A 20,798-nucleotide genomic window follows, 5' to 3' on the forward strand; every position below is an offset into this window, starting at 1 on the left:
CCTCCTACCGATTAAAGTACTACGTGTTTATGACGAGCAGCATGACACATAATAGTAACAGCAACAGGAAGGCCGGCGATATGAGTTGCACCCCATTCGATGTTTACACCGATACAAGTTGTTGTGCCGCCCAATTGTGGACCGATACCAGTTTTGTTAACCATTTCCAAAATTTCTTCTTCCAATTTTGCATACTCAGGATCTTTGTGAGGAGTGCTAATATCGCGAAGCAAAGCTTTTTTGGACATAACAGCTGCTTGGTCCATAGTACCACCAATACCAATGCCAAGTACGATTGGAGGGCATGGGTTAGGGCCAGCATGTTTTACGATTTCAAGAACTGCATTTTTAACGCCTTCAACGCCATCTGCAGGTACCAACATAGCTACGTCAGATTTATTTTCAGAACCGAAACCTTTAAGTTCTACGTTGATTTCTACTTTATCGCCAGGAACGATATCGATGTAGATGATTGCAGGTGTGTTGTTTTGAGTGTTTTTACGGTTGAACAATGGTTCTGCTACAACGGATTTACGAAGGTAACCTTCTACATAACCTTGAGCAACACCTTCATTGATAGCTTCTTTAAGATCGCCACCAACGAAATGAACATCTTGACCTACTTCTACGAATACCAATGTCATACCAGTATCTTGGCAGTATGGACGATCTTCAGCATCAGCAATTTCTGCATTTTTGATGATTTGATCGAGAACGATGCAACCAACTGGAGACTCTTCTGTTTCACGGCCTTTTTTCAAGCCTTCATAGATGTCTTTTGGCAAGTGGTAAGCTGCGTCCATACACATTTGACGGACTGTTTTTGTGATTTCAGATACTTGAATCTCGCGCAAGATAATCCCTCCTCAGGAACATAGTTGAATATTAATTCTAAATTACCGTGAGATAACTTTTAACTCTCAAGTGTATAAGACATATGTTTCTCATACACATCGAGATTAACTCTATGCATCAATCGTAACACACAACATACATGCTTTCAACGGCTTAACTATACAGTTTTCTCAATGCTTTTTCATGTTTTGAGAATTATTTTCATGAATATCGCTGTATATATTTCGGTATTTCAATAGTTCTTTTTCATCATATTTTCAACTATAAAAACTACATTTTCAATGTGATAAAAGTCATAGTTAATCATAGGTTAAAAGAATTTTTATACCCTATATCTTAATCCACTTTTAGAGGCCAAAATTAGGTTGAAATCACCGTATAAATGCAGAGTATATCTAAGATGATAAATACACTTTCAGGCTACTTGATATTATTTTTCAAATAAAAGGTTTAAACTTTTTTGTAATGCATATGTATACCGATTATATTCAATATACTTATATTGCTAACTCTTAGTAAAATATCCCTCAAGATATCTCTATAAACACAGTGTTTATCTATGTTTATTCATTTATATAGATTATATTAATTTTAATGACTTACTTATCAAAATTTTTAATAATTGATTTTTTGTATAACGTTATGTGTTTTAGTCATAGTTAACGTCTTTTGATTTATAGTAATTTTAAAAAAAACGCTTGCTTTTATAATTAATCTAACATATAATAACAATCGTACCATTCCTCGATAGCTCAGTTGGTAGAGCAATCGGCTGTTAACCGATCGGTCGTAGGTTCGAGTCCTACTCGAGGAGCCATTCTGGCCCGTTGGTCAAGCGGTTAAGACACCGCCCTTTCACGGCGGTATCCCGGGTTCGATTCCCGGACGGGTCACCATATGGACGATTAGCTCAGCTGGGAGAGCGCCTGCCTTACAAGCAGGATGTCGGCAGTTCGATCCTGTCATCGTCCACCAAACCTAGAAGCAAGCATAAAGCTTGCTTCTTTTTTTTGTATATGTGATATAATAGTACCAGTTGTTTTGTTTGTGAATTTTAAAGAGTCTTATTTAGAGGAGGAACTATGTTTTATACATTCGGACGCTATAAACGTTCGCTACTTACAGTACTAGGTGTATTATTAGCATCTACACTCGCTACAGCAAGTGCTGCCACTATTAATATGAGCCAGTTAACATCAAATACCGCTCAACCGGTAATCATTAACTCTATGCCATCCAATGTAGATACGACTACCCCTACATTACAAGCCGATAATAATGGTCAACCTATTTTGAAGGTTGCAAATACACCTGTTTCAACTCCAATTGTTGGAACACCTGAAAAAGCGACTATCAATACTTCTAATTCTAATTATGATGGTCACTTAGATAATTTCCCTAGTCGCAAAGTTACAATTGTTGTACCTGCAAAATTGCGCAACGAAAACACCGCCCAATTAGGTCGTTACATGACAGACCGTCTATCTAATACGCTTAAGTATCCATACTATGATACAGCAATCGTAAGTACTAATACGCCAACAGCTGAAATTAGAGCTGTTGACCTTGCACAAATTGCAGCTGCACAAAATTCTGAAATCGTTATTATGCCTGTACCATTACAAGACGTATATGTACAAATCAATGGTGTTAATAGCCCATATACATATAATAATGATGATCGTGAAATGTACATCGCCGCAAAGGTAAATGCACTTTTATATTATTACGATGTGAATGATCAAGTAATTCACACTGTACGCAGTGGATTCAATCAAACTGATGATTCCTTAACAATGCCAACACATAAGGCTGTATGGAACAAAGTTATGACTGTATTACTTGATAAATTACCATACAAACGCATTCCAACAGACCGCGACCGCTATCAAGCACCTGGTATTAACTCTGAATCTCCAGTAGTACTTGATTTCCAAGTAGAACAACCTAAGAATACAGCGTATTCCTTAAAAGGTGTTAGCGTATTATAAGAGACACTAAAAAGACCGTTAAGCAATTGCTTAACGGTCTTTTTGTATTCACCTATTAACGATACATAACTTAGTGAATCAAGCCGATTAATCTAAGTTGATGCTCTGTAAAACCAGCATTTCTTAAAAGTGCAGTAAATGAACTACGGAAGGAATCAGATAAATCGCTTACGTAATAAATTGAATCATCATCTTTTGCACTTGCTGTACTTGTATTAGTAGTCGCAGCATATTTAGCATTATCAGCTTCATTTTGTTTAACCATGTTAGCTCTAAAAGCATCATTTGTAGGAGTTTCTACTGGTGGACGAACCGAGTCAGTATATTTATAACCATAAGATGCGTCTACATGTGTTCCTAGTGTAGATGCACCAAAACAGCATGCTAATACAGCAAAAGCAATGAAAGATTTTTTTGATACGTTCATTAGAAAACCTCCAAATTAACACAATAAGTCATTAAATTTAAATGACAAATTTTAGTATAAGTAGATGACCTTAATGTTAGATGAGTGTTTCCTATAAACAAAATGAAATTCTATAGAAAAAGGCTAGCCCTATGGCTAGCCTTTTACTTTATAGTTGTTTAGTTACATGCAAGCGCAATAATGCACGTTTTAATGCAGCTTCTGCTCTTTCTACATCAATATCGGGTGTAGGATTAGATAACCGACCTTCTGCACGTTCTTTTGCTCGACGAGCACGCTCCACATCAATGGATGATGGATCTTGGCAATCTGGTGTTACAATACTCACCTTATTATGTTCGATTTCACAGAAACCACCGAATACTGCAAGTTCACGAGATGTTCCATCTGGTTGATCTATGCGTAACGGTGCTAAATCTAATGCAATGATCATAGGTGCATGATTTGGCAAAATACCAAATTGACCATCGATAGCTTTACCTACAAAGAATGTAGACTTGCCTTCAAAGACAATCGCATCAGGTGTAATGATCTGTAGGGTCATAGGTTCCGCCATGGATTATTCCCCCTTCTCTTGCATTTCCTTTGCTTTTTGAACGGCTTCATCGATGGTACCAACCATGTAGAATGCGCCTTCTGGCAAATCATCATGTTTACCATCAAGGATTTCTCTAAAGCCTCTCAATGTTTCGGACAATGGTACGTATTTACCAGGAGAACCAGTAAATACTTCAGCTACGAAGAACGGTTGACTCAAGAAACGTTGAATCTTACGCGCACGAGATACAGTCAATTTATCTTCATCAGACAATTCTTCCATACCAAGGATTGCGATAATATCTTGAAGATCTTTATATTTTTGCAACACTTCTTGCACGCCACGCGCTACTTCATAGTGTTCTTCACCAAGTACATGTGGGTCCAAAATACGGCTTGTAGAATCTAACGGATCCACCGCTGGATAGATACCAAGTTCCGCAATGGAACGAGACAATACTGTTGTCGCATCCAAGTGAGCGAATGTCGCCGCTGGAGCAGGGTCAGTTAAGTCATCGGCAGGTACGTATACAGCTTGTACAGAAGTAATAGAGCCTTCTTTAGTAGATGTAATACGTTCTTGTAATGCCCCTACATCATTAGCCAATGTAGGTTGGTAACCTACGGCAGATGGCATACGACCTAGGAGGGCAGATACTTCAGAGCCCGCTTGGATAAAGCGGAAGATATTATCGATAAACAAGAGCACGTCTTGTTTTTTCACATCACGGAAGTATTCAGCCATTGTAAGGCCTGTAAGACCTACGCGCATACGTGCCCCAGGTGGCTCATTCATTTGGCCATATACGAGAGCTGTTTTGTTGATAACGCCGGACTCTTTCATTTCATTCCACAAGTCGTTACCTTCACGAGTACGTTCGCCTACGCCGGAGAATACGGAGTAACCACCGTGCTCTGTGGCAACATTGTGAATCAATTCCATAATTAATACGGTTTTACCTACACCGGCACCACCGAAGAGGCCGATTTTACCACCTTTTACATATGGAGCGATAAGGTCAACGACCTTAATACCTGTTTCCAAGATTTTAGTATCTGGAGAAAGGTCATCAAATTTAGGTGCTGGACGGTGAATAGGCCATTTTTCATCGGCTACAACCGGAGCTGGATCATGGTCTACAGTTTCACCCAATACGTTAAAGATACGACCCAACACGCCTTCGCCTACAGGAACCGCAATTGCAGCACCAGTATCTTCGGCATCCATATTACGGGTCATACCGTCAGTAGAGCTCATCGCAACGCAACGTACAGTATCGTCGCCTAAGTGTTGCATAACCTCTACTACAATTTTTTGTCTATCATGTGCCTTATGATCATGGTAGATGTTGATGGCGTTGTAGATGCTTGGCAAATGACCAGCATCGAAGCGCACGTCTACAACTGGGCCAATGACCTGCACAACTTTACCAATATTATTACTCATCGACAAATGTCTCCTTATTTATTGCAAGGCATTAGCGCCACCAACGATTTCAGAAATTTCGTTTGTAATGCTAGATTGACGTAACTTGTTATATTCAAGACCTAAGGAATCAATGAGTTCCCCTGCATTATCTGTAGCAGATGTCATAGCTGTCATACGAGCACCTAATTCACTTGCTGCAGATTGCAACAATCCATTATAAACAGTAATCTCTAAATATTTTGGTAGCAACGCCTCCAAGACAGATACAGCAGATGGCATGAAATCATACTCTTCGCCCTTTACCTCATCTTGTGGTTGCTCTATCGGCAACAAGCGCTCAGCCTGTGCAATTTGCGTCATAGAATTTACAAAACGTGTATAGATCATGATGACTTCGTCAACTTCATGACGTTCGTATAGTGAAAGTGCTTCATGCATAATGGCACGGGCATGTTCATAAGAAGGTTTATCAGAAAAGCCTGCATAGGACTTATCGATATGAATTCCTCTAGATTTCATGCTATCTCTAGGCTTTTTACCTGCCGTGATAACACGGTATGTATCGGAAGATTTACCATGCAATTGTTCCATAGCAAACTTCAACACATTAGACGAGAATGCCCCTGCAAGGCCCTTATCGGCACCTACTACGATATAGCATGTGCGTTCTATAGGGCGTACCTCTAACAAAGGACTGCTAAAGCCTTCTAAATCACTATTAGATATATGACGCAAGATTTGCCCAATCTTCTCTGCGTAAGGACGAGTAGCTTCCGCTTTAGTTTGCGCCTTACGAAGACGAGCAGAGGCTACCATCTTCATCGCTTTAGTAATTTGTTGCGTATTGGTAACACTTTTTATGCGTTTTCGCAAATCTTGTGCACTAGCCATACATTACGCCTCCTTACGAGACACTAATGTATGTGTAGAACCAAATGCTTCTACACATTCTGGGATTGCTTGTTTCAATAGATTTTCAGTATCTTCGTCAATTTTCTTAGACGTTTCAATATTTGTGATGATTTCAGGATAGTTAGCTTTTATATAACGTAAAAGTTCAGCTTCAAACGCTAAAATATCATCTACTTGAATATTTGCTAAATACCCTTTTGTACCAGCGTAAAGATTAATAACCATTTCCGCTACGCTCATAGGTTCATATTGACCTTGTTTTAACATTTCAGTCAAACGTTCACCACGGTCTAATTGTGCTTTAGTAGCCGCATCAAGATCGGAACCGAACTGAGCGAAGGCGGCTAACTCACGATATTGAGCAAGGTCCAAACGCAATTGGCCTGCTACTTGTTTCATCGCTTTAGTTTGCGCACTACCACCTACACGGGATACGGACAAACCTACATCAACCGCTGGGCGGATGCCAGAGTAGAACATATCTGTACCCAAGAAAATTTGACCATCAGTAATGGAAATTACGTTTGTTGGGATGTATGCAGATACGTCACCGGCTTGTGTTTCAATGATTGGCAACGCAGTAATGGAACCACCACCAAGTTCTGGTGAAAGTTTCGCAGCACGTTCTAATAGACGGCTGTGTAAGTAGAATACGTCGCCTGGATACGCTTCACGCCCTGGTGGACGACGTAATAATAAAGACATAGCACGGTAAGCAGCCGCTTGCTTAGTTAAGTCATCATATACACAAAGTACATGTTTGCCTTTATACATGAAGTATTCACCCATAGCAACACCTGCGTACGGAGCGATGTATTGTAGTGGAGCCCCTGTAGAAGCACTAGCAGAAACAACGATTGTATACTCCAACGCACCTGTTTCTTCCAATTTTTGTACTACACGAGCTACGGTAGATTCTTTTTGACCAATTGCTACATAGATACAAATTACATCTTTACCTTTTTGATTGATAATTGTATCAAGAGCAATTGCAGTTTTACCTGTACCACGGTCACCAATGATAAGCTCACGTTGGCCACGGCCAATTGGCACCATCGCATCGATAGCTTTCAAACCTGTTTGCAATGGTTCGTTTACAGATTGACGATCCGCAATACCAGGCGCTGGATGTTCTACAGGACGACGTTCAGTCGCTTGAATAGCACCCTTGCCATCGATAGGCTGCCCCAATGGATTTACTACACGACCAATAAGAGCATCACCTACTGGTACGTCCATAATTTTGCCAGTACGGCGTACTTCATCGCCTTCTTTAATCAAGAAGTCGTCACCTAATAGTACGGCACCAACATTATCTAATTCTAAGTTCAAAACCAAGCCATATACGCCGTGTGGTAACTCTAACAACTCACCAGCCATGGCTCTTTCAAGACCATAAATATGGGCGATGCCATCCCCTACGTCAAGAACAGTACCCACGTCATCGACATTGAGGTCAACATCATAGTCCTGAATCTGCTGTTTAATTATAGCAGTGATTTCTTCAGGCTTCATTTTCATATATACCCATTCACCCCTATCTAATAGAGTTCGTTCTTAATAAAGATTTTTCTAATTCCTCTAAACGGCGAGCTACAGAGCCATCGATGCGTTTATCCCCTACTTGGATAACGATACCACCCATAATGGATGGATCTTGACGCACGGATAAGATGACATCTTTTCCTGTTACTTCTCTTAGTTTAGCTTGTACAGATGCTTCTACATCAGCTGTAATTGGTTCAGCTACTGTTACAGTAGCTTCCAAAATACCACGTGCTGCACGTGATTTCTTAATAAACGCTTCGATAGCCGATGCTATATAGCGATAACGACCGCGCTTAATCATCACATAAATAAAGTGTAGAGCAACTTTATCGATACTAGAGTCAAAAATTTTACTAATAAGCTTAATCTTTGCATCTTCTGTAACGATCGGATTCTCTAGAAATGAACGCAACTCAGGTTGATCAACCATTACGGATGCTACATAACCTAATTGCTCCTCCATGAGTTCCAACTTATTTTGTTCTTGAGCTAATTCAAACATAGCCGAACTATATTTATCTGCTACAATTTCTATGCTCATCGTATCACAACCCTATCGTTTTACTATCAAGTTGACGAATAGCGTCTTCGATCAATTTTGTATTAGTTTCGCTGTTCATATCTTTAGCAACAACTTTACCAGCCATAGCTACAGACAAAGAAACAACTTCATTGCGTAAACTATTCATAGCACGATCACGTTCGATTGCAATATCTTGGCGAGCACGATTTTTTTCTTGTTCAATTTGTTCGCGTGCTGTCGCTAATTGTTCGCGTGTTGTATTTTCTGCTTCTTGAACTGCTTTTTCAACAATTTGTTGTGCTTCTTGACGTGCTTTAGCAATTTGAGCAGCATAATCAGCTTTAAACCCCTCTGCCTCTACACGAGCTTTTTCTGCAGCTTCTAAGTCTTTAGCAATTCGTTCTTTACGTTCTGTCATCATAGCCAATAATGGTTTATATGCAAAACGAGCTAATAGCCAAACTAATATAAAAAAGTTCAACATTTGAGCAAGAATCGTTCCAAGGCTTAAGTCAACCAAGGTTATTCCTCCTCGTTATTATCTGAATAACAAAATAAATGCTACTACTACACCGATGATAGGCATCGCTTCGATCAAACCAATCGCTACGAACATAGTAGACATCAATTGACCACGCAATTCAGGTTGACGCGTAATACCTTCAATTACTTTGCTAGATACAAGACCGTCACCGATACCTGCACCAATGGCACCACAACCTACTGCGATTGCTGCTGCTAATGCGAATAAACCTTGAGCTTCCATAATATATCCTCCGTAAAAAATTAATGTTCCTCACTAAGAGCCATCCCCAAGTAGGAGGCAGTAAGAACGGTAAAAATAAAGGCCTGAATAATACCAATAAATAAACTAAAAGCAATCCATACCCATGGTACCGGTACAAACCAAGGCAAATTGTACAATACTTCTAACAGAATTTCACCAGCTACGATATTACCAAATAGACGGAAGGCAAGTGTAACAGGTCTAGCAATCTCTTCAAAAATATTCAGTATTAGCAAAGCCTTATAAGGTCGTACGAAATGCTTGAAATAGGATAAGCCTTTAACTTTAATCCCCATAACCCATACTACCAATGTGCTACATAGAGCTAATGCAACAGTAGTATTAATATCGGATGTTGGTGATGTTAAAGCCTTAAACGTAGGCATTAAACCTAATTCGTTTCCTACAAAAATAAATAAGAAAAACGTAAATAACAAGGAACTCACCATCGGCCAATGACGACCTAAGTTCGGAGCTAATTGCCCCTCTAAGCCTTCCAATATAGATTCAACTATATTTTGCAAGCCTACAGGCACCAATTTTCGTCCCCGGGTGGCTAGTACTGTTATCAGTATTACAATAGCCATAGTAACCCATGTAGCAATTAGAGTATCCAAATTAAATGTCAACCCTAACCACTGCACGACTTCATGGTGTCCCGCATGTAATTCCACGTTCTCAACCCCTTCCATAGACATAATAAAAAACTAATATACTTACAATAAATATAAATATAATATATATGTATCATCATACATCGTTATAGATATATAATCAACACTTGAAAGGTAAACAATTCAAATTACTCATGAATATATTGTGTATAATGCATTATTGGAATACATCTATAATTTAACACATCATAAGCTTAGAAATGTCGACTAAGCCACCAGTAAACAACATATAATGCGGGCTGAATAAGTGCGACACCAACAAACATGCTAATAGCCTCTATGCCGGGAATCTTTAATCCTAAGACTACTAATGAGCCTACTAACATAAGACGCCATATCATCTGTCTACGAGCTTTACGAACGGCTTTGTAAGGATCCCCTGATACAATGGATTGACCATGCAAAGCTAAACTTAGCAAGTAGAGTACCATTATAAAAATACCCCAAAACCATCCCCATAGATACTGTTCTAGGCCACATAAAACTTGTATTATACCGCCTAAAAAGGCAATAAAAAAACAAGTTAGTAGCACACGCACTATGAATTTAATATATTGATTCATATATACCTCACTACTTAACTTGTTTATATAACATATAAAAACCTGTTATAGCTCCAATAAGACCAAATATAATCATACATAACGGTTCAGTTCTAAACCAACCATCCAGTGTATATCCAATCCAAATGAAACCACCTATACAGAAAACGAGTGTGAGCCCCGCCGATGTTGCCATGGCGAGGGCTTTCACAAGGTCCTTATCCATATTATTTACCAAACCGTTCAGGACGATTAGAATCGCCTAAGAACTCATGGCGCAACGCTTGAATAATGCGTTCAGATGCTTTGCCGTCACCATAAGGGTTAACGGAGTTAGACATCAATTTATAAGCTGCTGCATTGCTCAACAATTCATGAGCCGCTGCGTGTACTGCATCTTTATCAGTACCTACTAGGCGAACCGTACCAGCTTCAACCGCTTCAGGGCGTTCTGTAGTATCGCGCAATACGAGAACTGGTTTGCCAAGGGCTGGCGCTTCCTCTTGAATCCCACCAGAATCAGTAAGAATCAAATAAGATTTAGCCATTAAGTTCGCAAATGGTTCATAATCAAGCGGATCAATTAAGGTAACACGTTCTACAGAACCAAGTTCCTCTTGTACAACTTGGCGAACCTTAGGGTTCTTATGTACAGGGAATACCACCTGAATATCTTTAAATTCATTAATCAAATCGCGAATAGCTTGATACACATGGCGCATAGGCTCGCCTAAGTTTTCACGGCGATGTGTAGTAACAAGAACTGTACGTTTTTCAGGATCTAATGCATTGATTGCAGCATCATCAAAAACATAATTATCTTGCACTGTTGTATCAAGGGCATCGATAACAGTATTGCCTGTTACATATAGATGATCTGTATTAATGTTTTCTTTTTTAAGATTGCTTTCAGAACTAGCTGTTGGTGCAAAATGATAGGTTGCAATAGAACCAGTCAATTTACGATTCATTTCCTCTGGGAACGGAGAATAAATATCTCCAGTACGAAGACCTGCCTCTACGTGACCTACAGGAATTTCTTGATAGAAGGACGCCAAAGCACCTGCAAAGGTTGTTGTTGTATCACCATGTACAAGAACTACATCAGGTTTAGCTTCTTCTAATACATCTTTGAGGCCCATCAATGCACGGTTTGTTACATCGTACAATGTTTGACCTTGGCTCATAATATTTAAGTCGTAATCAGGGGTAATATTGAACAAGTTTAGTACTTGATCGAGCATATCGCGATGTTGTGCCGTAACGGTTACAATCGGCTCCATATCTGGTGCTGCTTCTAGTGCTTTTACAAGAGGAGCCATCTTGATAGCTTCAGGTCTTGTACCAAAGATTGTCATAACTTTTAACATAGTTGCCTCCAACATAGTAGGATAGAAAAAATGGGGCGCTATGCGCCCCACATATGGTTATTTCTTATGGGAATCGTCAGATTCCTCTAAAGCTTTTGCCAATTCTTCACGATCAAAGGAAATAGTTTCATCTGAATCGCTGCGTTCAATTGTAGGACGTGGTAATGGATGTCCAGCCGCATCACTATGGGTAATAACACCAAGGCGACGAGCCACAAAAATACTGCCTAAGAAGATAACGAGTACCAATGCAATACCAATCCAAGCATTGACCTCTGCTACGATGACGGACACGCCACCAAACAAAGCTGTTACGGCATACATCATTAGCACCGCTTGTTTTTGAGATAAACCTTGAGCTAACAAACGATGATGCACATGGCCTTTATCAGGCTTAAAAATTGGACGACCGCTAATTTTACGGCGTACGATAGCAAATAATGTATCCAGAATTGGTAAGCCAAGTACTATTGCAGGAACTACTAATGCAATAGTAGCCGCTGTTTTAACAGCACCCATTACAGAAATAGCAGCCAATGTATAACCGAGGAGCATAGAACCCGTATCACCCATGAAAATTTTCGCTGGGTTAAAGTTATACCGCAAGAACCCTACTGTTGCACCTGCCAGTGCAAGAGATATACATGCTAAGTCAGTTTGGCCAAGTTGTAATGTCATAGCGCAAACTGCAATACAAGCAATAAAGGAAATCCCTGCGGCCAAGCCATCAAGGCCATCGATAAGATTTACGATATTCGTAAATCCTACGATCCAGAAAATAGTCAATGGAGCAGCCCAATATTTAAGGTACACTACACCACCCCAAGGAAGGTTGATAAAGTCCACCCGAATATCATAAGCCACCAAAATTGCAGCTGCTATGATTTGGCCCATTAACTTAGTCTTTGGCTCAATCTGTTTAATATCATCCCAAATGCCAACGAGCACAAGAATAACTGTACCAAGTACAAAGCCAAATAGTTTATGGTCATGTGGGATAGAGCCATTAAAGAGGACCGATCCTACATAACCGAGAAAGATTGCTAACCCACCAAGTCGTGGAATAGCACCATGATGCACCTTGCGGGCATCAGGTTTATCTATTGCCCCTACAGCAACGGCAAAGCGTTTTACCAAAGGGGTTAGTGCAAAGGTTATGATGAGCGCCAGAGCAAAGGCCCACACATAATCGAGCACATAATCACTCATAAGACACCTCCAACAACTGGGTTATAAACACAATTAATTAGTTAAGCTACGAATAGGTGCTGGAATACGACCACCACGGGCGATGAACTCAGCTGCACTATATGGACTCACTTCAATAATTGGAGCGTAACCTAAAAGGCCACCAAATTCAACAACCTCACCTACGGTTTTGCCAGGTACAGGAATTACACGAACCGCAGTTGTCTTATTATTAATCATACCAATAGCAGATTCATCAGCAATAATTGCAGAAATTGTATCCGCTGTTGTGTCTCCAGGAATAGCAATCATGTCAAGGCCAACAGAACATACGCATGTCATAGCCTCTAATTTATCGAGGGATAAACTACCACAAGATACGGCATCAATCATACCCGCATCTTCAGATACTGGAATAAAAGCACCACTGAGGCCGCCTACGTGAGAGGATGCCATAAGACCACCTTTTTTCACCGCATCATTAAGTAATGCAAGTGCTGCAGTCGTACCATGACAACCACAAGATGATAAGCCCATTTCTTCGAGAACGTGAGCAACAGAATCGCCTACCGCTGGTGTTGGCGCCAAGGACAAATCGATAATGCCGAATGGTTTACCAAGACGACGAGATGCCTCTTGTGCTACTAATTGGCCTACACGAGTAATTTTAAAAGCAGTGCGTTTAATCGTTTCTGCTACAACATCAAAGGACTGACCACGCACAGACTCAAGTGCGTGTTTTACAACGCCTGGGCCAGATACGCCTACAGAAATAGCACTATCACCTTCAGTGACGCCAAAGAATGCGCCTGCCATGAATGGATTATCCTCTACAGGATTACAGAAAATAACGAGCTTAGCACAACCAAGAGCATCATTATCCTTTGTAAGTTCTGCCGTTTTCTTAACGATAATCCCCATGTCGCGAACTGCGTCCATGTTGATACCGGTTTTAGTAGAACCAACACCTACAGAGCTACATACGATATCTGTAGTTGCCAATGCTTCTGGGATAGAATCAATCAAGATGCGATCAGCTCGTGTAGCACCTTTTGTTACAAGAGCGGAGTAACCACCGATAAAGTTAACACCTACTGTTTTAGCAGCACGGTCCATCGCTTCTGCAATTGGTACATAGGATGTTAAATCACTACCACCTGCAACAAGAGAGATAGGAGTTACAGAGATGCGTTTATTAATGATAGGAATACCAAACTCACGCTCAATATCCTCACCAGTAGACACAAGATGCTCAGCTTCTTTTGTAATGCGATCATAAATGCGATCACATAGTTCTTTACCAGAACTAGATGCGCATTCTAGCAAGCTAATGCCCATCGTAATAGTACGAACATCAAGCTTGTTGTCATGAATCATCTGATTCGTTTCTAAAATATTGTCGATAGATAACATAGTGCCTCCTATCCTACACGGTGCATGCTTAAGAAAATATCAGCATGTTGTGCACGGATTTCAACACCAAGTTCTTTACCAAGTGTAGTTAAAGCCTCTTGAATGGAGGTCAAATCTTTTATATCTTCAGACTTTGTTTCACACATCATAATCATATTGAAAACGCCGTCAAGAATGGTTTGATTTATAGACATAATATTTACACCGTGATTAGCAAGTACTGTACTAACCCCAGCAATGATACCAACGCGGTCAACGCCGACAACGGTAACAACTAATTTCATAACATCACCTTTTCTGAGCACTACAAACTATTTAGCCCCTATAGGGTATTCAATAAACTATATTAATATATTATATCATATTTATTACTTTTCTACGGTGAAATCTTCATGAGTTTTCACCCGAAAACAGTATTTTATACTTCGTCGGATAATGCAGCCGTTACAATAGCCTCTCCTGCTGTTAATAACGCCACTAAACCTTTATCCCCTTTATAGCTTTCACCATAGATTTTATACAAATCTTCCGTGCCAGACGGACGTGCTACAAACCAACCTGTTTCAGTTTCTACACGAACACCATCGATTGGCATATCCTTATACAAGGAAGTAGTACGTATATTAGTAATAGGATCTCCGTCTACCTCAGTAGCGGTAATGGAGCTTGCATTCAACTGCTTCAACTTAGCCTTTGCCGCCTTTGTACACGCCGCATCAATACGACCAAAGCGAGGATCTCCACAACCTTCAACAATGTTGTTATACAGTCTATCAACAGTAGCTCCCATTACGGCATACATTTCCATCGCCAATAAAGCCATTACCATGCCGTCTTTATCAGTAGTCCATACGGTACCATCCTTTTTGAGGAACGATGCACCAGCAGATTCTTCCCCACCGATACCAATCTCACCATCAAATAATAAGGAGCTAAAATATTTAAAACCTACTGGAACCTCATAAACAGGTATCTCTTTAAGGGCCGCCCATTTATCAATCATCGTAGTACAAACTACTGTTTTCCCTACCCCTTTATCAGTCCAACCACGGGTTGTAAACAAATAATCTGCAGCAACCGTAAGGAACGCATTTGGAGAAACAAGACCCTCTGTAGTAACAATACCATAGCGATCATAATCAGGATCATTGCCAACAGCAAGATCATAATTGCCAATTTGTTTAATTACATCCGCCATCGCATATTCAGAGGAACAATCCATACGCACCTTACCATCATGGTCATAAGTCATAAAGCTAAAGGTTGGATCGTACTCATCATTGATGATATCCATATTGAGATTATATCGTTCTTTAATGGCCCGCCAATAACCGAGACCACTACCACCTAATGCATTGACAAGAACCTTAGGCTTAGCACTTTGAATAGCTTCCATATTGATGATGGAAGACAACTCTTCAATATATAACCCCTTGTAGTCATACGGAACTTGTTGATCTGGTTCAATATTATCAACACTAATACGTTTGAACCCTTCTAATTCACAATAAGCACGAACGTACTCATTGGCACGGGTTTCAATCCATTTCGTTATCAACGTATCCGCAGGGCCACCATTGGTAGCATTATACTTAATACCCCCATTATCTGGCGGGTTATGGGATGGTGTAATAACGATACCATCCGCCTTATCAAAATGACTTTCATTATACCGAATGATAGCACGAGACACTGACGGTGTAGGCACAAAGTCCATATCCGCATCAACCATTGCAACCACGCCATTACCGGCAAGGACCTCAAGCACTGTTACTAATGCAGGCTGAGATAAAGCATGTGTATCTTGGCCCACAAAAATGGGACCTGTCGCACCAAATTGTCCACGACCATCACAGATAGCCTGCGTAATAGCTGCTACATGTAAATCTGTAAAGGTACCATTTAAAGAGGTACCACGATGACCAGATGTACCAAAGGATACGAGTTGTGTCGGATCCGTTACATCCGGTGCATTATCAAAATATGCATCCACCAATGTTTGCACATCAATAATATCTTGTTCTTGTACAGGCATACCTGCTAATTTATGAGCCATAGGAACCTCCTAATCTTTCAACTGTTCACATACTTCAGTCGGTATAATAGGCTGTGTAAAGCCTTGCCCAATAACCTCTTGTGCATCGGTTATCAAGATAAATACATTTGGATCCGCCTCTTGAATAACCTCTTTTAATTTATTTACTTGCAAGAGATTAACGGCTACCATAACGATTTGCTTCGGCGTCCGTGTATAGGCACCTACACCATTAATAATAGTGGCTCCACGGCCAACCTTTTTGATGATGCAATCGCAGACCTCATCGGTACGATAGGTAATGATGAAAGCTACCTTTCGTTGATTAAACCCGATAACCACCTTATTCGTAATGATGGTATATACATAGACACTAATAAGTGTGACCGCTACGGCTTCAAGGCCAACAACACCAATTGCGGCAACAAGGATAGCACAGTTTATGGCACTATTAATGGACCCCATTTGAAGTCCATAATATTTACGTACAATGAGTGCAATAGGATCAAGCCCACCTGTGTTACCGCCTACGCGGTACACAATACCAAGGCCTACACCAGTAGTAATACCAGCCATCATGGAACTCAACAAAGGATCCTTAATAATCATGTCATATTGCAAGAAGTTAAATACATCAACCATCCAAGACAGCATCAATGTGCCATACAAGGTTTTGATAACAACACGGGTGCCTAGCCATTTCCAAGCAGCCCAGAATATAGGAATATTTAAAATCATATTCCAAGAACCAACGGATAAGCCCGTTACATAATACAAAATCAAGCCTACCCCACTAATACCAGTACTCACCAATTTGTGTGGCAATACAAAGGCATCAAGGCCGGCACCAAATATGGCACATCCAAGAATGACCATAAGGCTTTCATAGATAACACTTTTATACTTAGCGAACATAGCTTCCTCCAAATTGCCATTTCACTATAAATATTCTATAATGAACTAACTAAAACATACGCTATTTACAATATATTTAGTAATAAAACAATATGCGTATACAAATTCATCATAAACCACTTAATGGTTATTTTCAATCACTTTATAAGAGTATAAAATAAACATATAAATTGCATATATTCTGTATGTTACAAACGAGGCTATCATGAGTAAAAGTTTTGAGCAACTCGGTTGCAGTAAAATCAATATTGGACTTGCTATTACGGGCAAGCGTGAAGACGGATATCACGATATCGACTCTATCTTCCAATCCATTCGCCTTAGCGACTCCATTTATTTTGCGAAGCATCATTCCGTAGTTTTCTCCGGTGGTGCTCCAGAATTACCTGAGTATATGCAAAAATTAGTTACTTACGGTGAAGAAAATCTTGCCCTCAAAGCATTACGGGCAGTCCAAGAATATACCGGCTGCAAAGCGGGAGCAGCCATTCACCTATTAAAACGGGTACCTATTCAAGCCGGTCTTGGCGGTGGTAGTGCTGATGCGGCAGCTATGTTAGTAGGTCTCAATCGATTCTGGGACTTACAACTCACCCAAGAGGAACTTTTACAAATCGGTGCTACTCTTGGATCCGATGTGCCATTCCTATTGCAAGGTGGTACAGCACGTGGCACGGGGCGTGGTGAAATATTAACGTACGGAAAATCTCCAGATCCACATTGGTTATTGCTAGTAAAGCCAAAGGTTTCTGTATCAACTGCCGCTGCTTATGGTCGCTTCACGAATAAGTCCGTAGCAACAAAACAAACTATCGATACAGTCCAACAACACCTAGAAAACAATGACTTAAAATCAGCATTCCTTACTAGTGCTAATACATTTGAAGAACTACTCTTCCCTGACCATGAGGAACTTGTCATTTGTAAAGAATTCTTCACTAGTCGTGGGTATCCAACGATTATGACTGGTAGTGGCCCTACAATGGTGGTATTGCTGGATAAACCAATGGAAGCATTACAACTGCAAGAAGAAATCAAAGCAGCCGGCCATGATTGGCTATCGCTCATTACAAAAACATGTACACAGGAGGACTTACCATGACAAAACGATTGCAACCTATACGCTTAGATGCGTATAAACCTCTACGCGAAGTCGTTAGTGAAACATTACGTCAAGCCATTCAAGACGGCGTGTTAAAACCGGGCGAACGCCTTATGGAAATTCCTCTAGCTGAAGAACTGGGCGTAAGTCGTACACCAATTCGCGAAGCCATTCGTAAGCTCGAGCTAGAAGGCTTTGTTGTCATGGTTCCTCGCCGTGGTACATATGTAGCCAATATATCGTTAAAGGATATTACTCAAGTATTCGAAATTCGATCTGCTCTGGAAGAACTCGCAGCAGGCCTTGCTGCTGAACGCATTACGGAAGAGGAAATCGAAACACTAGAACGAATGCTCGTAGAGATCGGCGACCATATGGAAAACAAAGATATGGAGTCCGTCGTAGCAGCGGACGTGGAATTCCATGAAGTACTATATCGTGCATCTCGTAACGAACGTTTAGCAGATATTGTACACAACTTGCGGGAGCAAACCTATCGATTCCGTAGCTTCTCTATGAATCAACCGGGCCGACTAAGAAAGACATGGGAAGAACATCGCCAATTAGTAGAGGCCATCGCTTCACATAACGCTACACAAGCTCGAAAACTCGCTAGAATTCATATGGAACATTCTGAACAAACCTTACTACAAGGTATGGAGGAATCTCAGGATTTCACTAAATCTTAAAGAAACATTCTAGTTGCTCATCTTGGTGGCTATACAATTATAAATTATTAATAAAATCCTTCACGCTTGTGAGGGATTTTTGTTTTACAGAGTCTATAGAAATTGATACAATATCATTAATAATTATATGAATTCTTTTTATAAGAAAGGAGCGTTTTTATGGAAGCAATGCTCAATGATGCTATTTCTACCATTAATGGCTATTTATGGAGTTATTTCATCATCTTTATCCTCATCGGCGCAGGTCTTTTCTTTACTATGACAACGAATTTTGTACAAATTCGTATGATTAAAGAAATGATTCGTCTCGTAGTCAATGGTGCAGGTAGTTCTACAGAAAAAAATCATGTATCCTCATTCCAAGCGTTCTGTGTTAGCACCGCATCTCGTGTAGGTGTTGGTAATATCGCCGGTATCGCCATTGCCGTTGTACTTGGTGGTCCTGGTGCTATTTTCTGGATGTGGGTTATCGCTCTTATTGGTGCTGCTACAGGTTTCATCGAATCTACATTGGCACAAATCTACAAAGAACCTGTTGCTAAAGGTGGCTTTTACGGCGGCCCAGCATACTACATTCGCTATGGTTTAAACAACAAAGCATTATCTGTTTTATTTGCTATTCTAATCAGTATTACATACGGTTGGATTTATAACTCAGTACAAGCGAACACATTAGCTGCCTCTCTTCAAGTATTTAACTTTGATGTATCCTACACCGGTGCCGTTGTAGCAATACTTCTTGGCCTCATTATTTTTGGTGGTATTCATCGCGTTGCAAAAGCATCTGAAATCATCGTTCCTATCATGGCTGTACTATATATTGCTACTGCATTATTCGTAGTCATCATGAACATCACCCAATTCCCACATGTTATTTATACTATTATTAGCTCAGCCTTTGAACCAGTAGCAGCAGGTGGTGGCTTATTAGGTGCCACTGTAATGAATGGTATTAAACGTGGTCTATTCTCCAACGAAGCCGGTGAAGGTTCTGTGCCTAATGCAGCGGCTACTGCGGCTGTTAACCATCCTGTTGAACAAGGTCTTGTACAAGCATTTGGTGTATTCCTTGATACTTTCATCATTTGTACAGCTTCAGCATTCATTGTACTCATGGTTGGCGACTATAGCACAACAGGTTTAACTGGTGTTGCGCTAGTACAACATAATCTAGAACAACAACTTGGTTCTTGGGCTCCAACAGCGGTAGCAATCTTTATCGTAATGTTCTCCTTCAGTTCCTTAATCGGTAACTATTACTATGGTGAAATTAATATTAGCCACTTAACAGAAAAGAGATTCTATCTTCATTTATTCCGTATCGGTGTAATCATCATGACATTTGTAGGCTCCATTGCCTCTCTTGATCTAGTATGGAATTTAGCCGATTTATTCATGGCCTTCTTAGTATTAACTAATATTAGTTCCATCGTACGTATGGGACGTACTGCAGGTCTTGCTCTTGATGACTATATCAAACAACGCAAGGCAGGCATCGAAACACCTGTATTTAACCGTTCTGTTCTTAATCATACATACGGTATCGTATGGTGGGGTGACGGTCAAACTACAGACTCTTCTGTACCTCCTACTCCAGTGGAAGATACAATGGAAAAATAAAATATATTCTCTTATGAGATCGGTGAAAGTATCTTTCATCGGTCTCTTTTTATTTTTTGTAAAAGTATCCATTTATACTGTAAAAACTACAATTTACCTCTAACTCCAGGAGTGACTATTATCACAGTAAACATCTATATTCTATACACTTTTCAAGCATTAAAAACTATAGAATATAGTTGTAAAATCATAGAGGGTATTCTGTATACAACGTCGAATACAATATGTGTAAAACTAACAA

Annotated in this window: 22 protein-coding genes and 3 tRNA genes; 7 read left to right on the top strand and 18 right to left on the bottom strand. The window is 40.1% G+C overall.

Annotation, left to right across the window (positions count from 1 at the left end; translation table 11 throughout):
• Positions 1-11 precede the first annotated feature (11 nt).
• A complete protein-coding gene (locus VCHSUH04_RS00870) occupies positions 12-854 on the bottom strand; it encodes a fumarate hydratase (RefSeq protein WP_105084939.1) in 843 nt (280 codons plus the stop codon).
• Positions 855-1,596: 742 nt separating this feature from the next.
• Here VCHSUH04_RS00870 and VCHSUH04_RS00875 point away from each other — a divergent pair.
• The 4 genes from VCHSUH04_RS00875 to VCHSUH04_RS00890 all read left to right on the top strand — a co-directional run bounded on the left by VCHSUH04_RS00875 (position 1,597) and on the right by VCHSUH04_RS00890 (position 2,846).
• Positions 1,597-1,672: transfer RNA gene (locus VCHSUH04_RS00875), tRNA-Asn, on the top strand.
• 4 nt (positions 1,673-1,676) lie between these two features.
• Positions 1,677-1,751 (top strand) — tRNA-Glu (locus VCHSUH04_RS00880).
• Between the two features lie 3 nt (positions 1,752-1,754).
• Positions 1,755-1,830: transfer RNA gene (locus VCHSUH04_RS00885), tRNA-Val, on the top strand.
• Positions 1,831-1,937: 107 nt separating this feature from the next.
• Entirely contained in the window at positions 1,938-2,846 is a 909-nt protein-coding gene (locus VCHSUH04_RS00890) for a hypothetical protein (RefSeq protein WP_105084940.1), read from the top strand.
• A 70-nt stretch (positions 2,847-2,916) separates the two neighbouring features.
• Here the strand turns inward: VCHSUH04_RS00890 and VCHSUH04_RS00895 are convergent, their stop codons facing one another.
• The 17 genes from VCHSUH04_RS00895 to VCHSUH04_RS00975 form a co-directional block, all read right to left on the bottom strand.
• Positions 2,917-3,273, bottom strand: coding sequence for a hypothetical protein (locus VCHSUH04_RS00895; protein ID WP_105084941.1), 357 nt, complete (start codon positions 3,271-3,273; stop codon positions 2,917-2,919).
• A 148-nt stretch (positions 3,274-3,421) separates the two neighbouring features.
• On the bottom strand, positions 3,422-3,829 hold the full coding sequence (atpC, locus tag VCHSUH04_RS00900; RefSeq protein ID WP_024065902.1) for an ATP synthase F1 subunit epsilon: 408 nt from the start codon (positions 3,827-3,829) through the stop codon (positions 3,422-3,424).
• Between the two features lie 3 nt (positions 3,830-3,832).
• Complete coding sequence (atpD, locus tag VCHSUH04_RS00905; protein WP_105084942.1) at positions 3,833-5,257, bottom strand: F0F1 ATP synthase subunit beta; 1,425 nt, start codon at positions 5,255-5,257, stop codon at positions 3,833-3,835.
• 18 nt (positions 5,258-5,275) lie between these two features.
• On the bottom strand, positions 5,276-6,130 hold the full coding sequence (gene atpG / locus VCHSUH04_RS00910) for an ATP synthase F1 subunit gamma (protein ID WP_105084943.1): 855 nt from the start codon (positions 6,128-6,130) through the stop codon (positions 5,276-5,278).
• 3 nt (positions 6,131-6,133) lie between these two features.
• Entirely contained in the window at positions 6,134-7,672 is a 1,539-nt protein-coding gene (gene atpA, locus VCHSUH04_RS00915) for a F0F1 ATP synthase subunit alpha (protein ID WP_105084944.1), read from the bottom strand.
• A gap of 16 nt (positions 7,673-7,688) precedes the next feature.
• Positions 7,689-8,240 carry an ATP synthase F1 subunit delta gene (gene atpH / locus VCHSUH04_RS00920; protein ID WP_105084945.1) on the bottom strand — a complete coding sequence of 184 codons (552 nt, stop codon included), beginning with the start codon at positions 8,238-8,240 and terminating at the stop codon, positions 7,689-7,691.
• 4 nt (positions 8,241-8,244) lie between these two features.
• Positions 8,245-8,742 carry a F0F1 ATP synthase subunit B gene (gene atpF, locus VCHSUH04_RS00925; protein WP_060924369.1) on the bottom strand — a complete coding sequence of 166 codons (498 nt, stop codon included), beginning with the start codon at positions 8,740-8,742 and terminating at the stop codon, positions 8,245-8,247.
• 18 nt (positions 8,743-8,760) lie between these two features.
• Complete coding sequence (gene atpE, locus VCHSUH04_RS00930; protein WP_004695064.1) at positions 8,761-8,988, bottom strand: F0F1 ATP synthase subunit C; 228 nt, start codon at positions 8,986-8,988, stop codon at positions 8,761-8,763.
• 20 nt (positions 8,989-9,008) lie between these two features.
• Positions 9,009-9,707, bottom strand: a complete 699-nt coding sequence (atpB, locus tag VCHSUH04_RS00935) for a F0F1 ATP synthase subunit A (RefSeq protein ID WP_105084946.1) — start codon at positions 9,705-9,707, stop codon at positions 9,009-9,011.
• Positions 9,708-9,877: 170 nt separating this feature from the next.
• On the bottom strand, positions 9,878-10,246 hold the full coding sequence (locus VCHSUH04_RS00940; protein WP_024065896.1) for an ATP synthase I superfamily: 369 nt from the start codon (positions 10,244-10,246) through the stop codon (positions 9,878-9,880).
• A gap of 10 nt (positions 10,247-10,256) precedes the next feature.
• Positions 10,257-10,451 (bottom strand): AtpZ/AtpI family protein, encoded by a 195-nt coding sequence (locus tag VCHSUH04_RS00945; RefSeq protein ID WP_009352385.1) that lies wholly within the window; start codon positions 10,449-10,451, stop codon positions 10,257-10,259.
• A gap of 1 nt (position 10,452) precedes the next feature.
• Positions 10,453-11,595: a non-hydrolyzing UDP-N-acetylglucosamine 2-epimerase gene (gene wecB / locus VCHSUH04_RS00950; protein WP_105084947.1), complete on the bottom strand. Its 1,143-nt coding sequence runs from the start codon at positions 11,593-11,595 to the stop codon at positions 10,453-10,455.
• A 57-nt stretch (positions 11,596-11,652) separates the two neighbouring features.
• Positions 11,653-12,804 (bottom strand): glycosyltransferase family 4 protein, encoded by a 1,152-nt coding sequence (locus tag VCHSUH04_RS00955; protein ID WP_024065893.1) that lies wholly within the window; start codon positions 12,802-12,804, stop codon positions 11,653-11,655.
• Positions 12,805-12,837: 33 nt separating this feature from the next.
• Entirely contained in the window at positions 12,838-14,196 is a 1,359-nt protein-coding gene (locus VCHSUH04_RS00960; RefSeq protein WP_024065892.1) for a PFL family protein, read from the bottom strand.
• 8 nt (positions 14,197-14,204) lie between these two features.
• The gene (locus tag VCHSUH04_RS00965) at positions 14,205-14,480 is read right to left on the bottom strand and encodes an ACT domain-containing protein (protein WP_024065891.1); all 276 of its coding nucleotides are present in this window, start codon (positions 14,478-14,480) and stop codon (positions 14,205-14,207) included.
• Positions 14,481-14,614: 134 nt separating this feature from the next.
• Positions 14,615-16,252 carry a phosphoglucomutase gene (locus tag VCHSUH04_RS00970; RefSeq protein ID WP_105084948.1) on the bottom strand — a complete coding sequence of 546 codons (1,638 nt, stop codon included), beginning with the start codon at positions 16,250-16,252 and terminating at the stop codon, positions 14,615-14,617.
• A 9-nt stretch (positions 16,253-16,261) separates the two neighbouring features.
• Positions 16,262-17,146 carry a YitT family protein gene (locus VCHSUH04_RS00975; protein ID WP_105084949.1) on the bottom strand — a complete coding sequence of 295 codons (885 nt, stop codon included), beginning with the start codon at positions 17,144-17,146 and terminating at the stop codon, positions 16,262-16,264.
• 205 nt (positions 17,147-17,351) lie between these two features.
• Here VCHSUH04_RS00975 and ispE point away from each other — a divergent pair, with 205 nt between their 5' ends.
• From ispE to VCHSUH04_RS00990, 3 genes are all read left to right on the top strand, one after another.
• Complete coding sequence (ispE, locus tag VCHSUH04_RS00980; RefSeq protein WP_105084950.1) at positions 17,352-18,248, top strand: 4-(cytidine 5'-diphospho)-2-C-methyl-D-erythritol kinase; 897 nt, start codon at positions 17,352-17,354, stop codon at positions 18,246-18,248.
• Positions 18,245-18,937, top strand: a complete 693-nt coding sequence (locus tag VCHSUH04_RS00985) for a GntR family transcriptional regulator (RefSeq protein WP_105084951.1) — start codon at positions 18,245-18,247, stop codon at positions 18,935-18,937. The genes ispE and VCHSUH04_RS00985 overlap by 4 nt, the downstream gene beginning before the upstream one ends.
• 159 nt (positions 18,938-19,096) lie before the next feature.
• A complete protein-coding gene (locus tag VCHSUH04_RS00990; RefSeq protein WP_105084952.1) occupies positions 19,097-20,557 on the top strand; it encodes a sodium:alanine symporter family protein in 1,461 nt (486 codons plus the stop codon).
• The last annotated feature ends 241 nt before the right edge of the window (positions 20,558-20,798 follow it).

It is taken from the genome of Veillonella sp. T14073-2, assembly GCF_002959875.1.
GTDB lineage: Bacteria > Bacillota > Negativicutes > Veillonellales > Veillonellaceae > Veillonella > Veillonella infantium.

Bases quoted from the DNA above. Each gene is read 5' to 3' on its own strand.
- VCHSUH04_RS00955 (WP_024065893.1), bottom strand. From the start codon at position 12,804: ATGAGTGATTATGTGCTCGATTATGTGTGGGCCTTTGCTCTGGCGCTC.
- atpA (WP_105084944.1), bottom strand. From the start codon at position 7,672: ATGAAAATGAAGCCTGAAGAAATCACTGCTATAATTAAACAGCAGATT.
- VCHSUH04_RS00975 (WP_105084949.1), bottom strand. From the start codon at position 17,146: ATGTTCGCTAAGTATAAAAGTGTTATCTATGAAAGCCTTATGGTCATT.
- atpB (WP_105084946.1), bottom strand. From the start codon at position 9,707: ATGTCTATGGAAGGGGTTGAGAACGTGGAATTACATGCGGGACACCAT.
- atpD (WP_105084942.1), bottom strand. From the start codon at position 5,257: ATGAGTAATAATATTGGTAAAGTTGTGCAGGTCATTGGCCCAGTTGTA.
- atpE (WP_004695064.1), bottom strand. From the start codon at position 8,988: ATGGAAGCTCAAGGTTTATTCGCATTAGCAGCAGCAATCGCAGTAGGT.
- atpG (WP_105084943.1), bottom strand. From the start codon at position 6,130: ATGGCTAGTGCACAAGATTTGCGAAAACGCATAAAAAGTGTTACCAAT.
- VCHSUH04_RS00990 (WP_105084952.1), top strand. From the start codon at position 19,097: ATGGAAGCAATGCTCAATGATGCTATTTCTACCATTAATGGCTATTTA.
- VCHSUH04_RS00965 (WP_024065891.1), bottom strand. From the start codon at position 14,480: ATGAAATTAGTTGTTACCGTTGTCGGCGTTGACCGCGTTGGTATCATT.
- VCHSUH04_RS00895 (WP_105084941.1), bottom strand. From the start codon at position 3,273: ATGAACGTATCAAAAAAATCTTTCATTGCTTTTGCTGTATTAGCATGC.
- VCHSUH04_RS00890 (WP_105084940.1), top strand. From the start codon at position 1,938: ATGTTTTATACATTCGGACGCTATAAACGTTCGCTACTTACAGTACTA.
- VCHSUH04_RS00960 (WP_024065892.1), bottom strand. From the start codon at position 14,196: ATGTTATCTATCGACAATATTTTAGAAACGAATCAGATGATTCATGAC.
- VCHSUH04_RS00970 (WP_105084948.1), bottom strand. From the start codon at position 16,252: ATGGCTCATAAATTAGCAGGTATGCCTGTACAAGAACAAGATATTATT.
- wecB (WP_105084947.1), bottom strand. From the start codon at position 11,595: ATGTTAAAAGTTATGACAATCTTTGGTACAAGACCTGAAGCTATCAAG.
- VCHSUH04_RS00945 (WP_009352385.1), bottom strand. From the start codon at position 10,451: ATGGATAAGGACCTTGTGAAAGCCCTCGCCATGGCAACATCGGCGGGG.
- ispE (WP_105084950.1), top strand. From the start codon at position 17,352: ATGAGTAAAAGTTTTGAGCAACTCGGTTGCAGTAAAATCAATATTGGA.
- VCHSUH04_RS00940 (WP_024065896.1), bottom strand. From the start codon at position 10,246: ATGAATCAATATATTAAATTCATAGTGCGTGTGCTACTAACTTGTTTT.
- VCHSUH04_RS00985 (WP_105084951.1), top strand. From the start codon at position 18,245: ATGACAAAACGATTGCAACCTATACGCTTAGATGCGTATAAACCTCTA.
- atpH (WP_105084945.1), bottom strand. From the start codon at position 8,240: ATGAGCATAGAAATTGTAGCAGATAAATATAGTTCGGCTATGTTTGAA.
- atpC (WP_024065902.1), bottom strand. From the start codon at position 3,829: ATGGCGGAACCTATGACCCTACAGATCATTACACCTGATGCGATTGTC.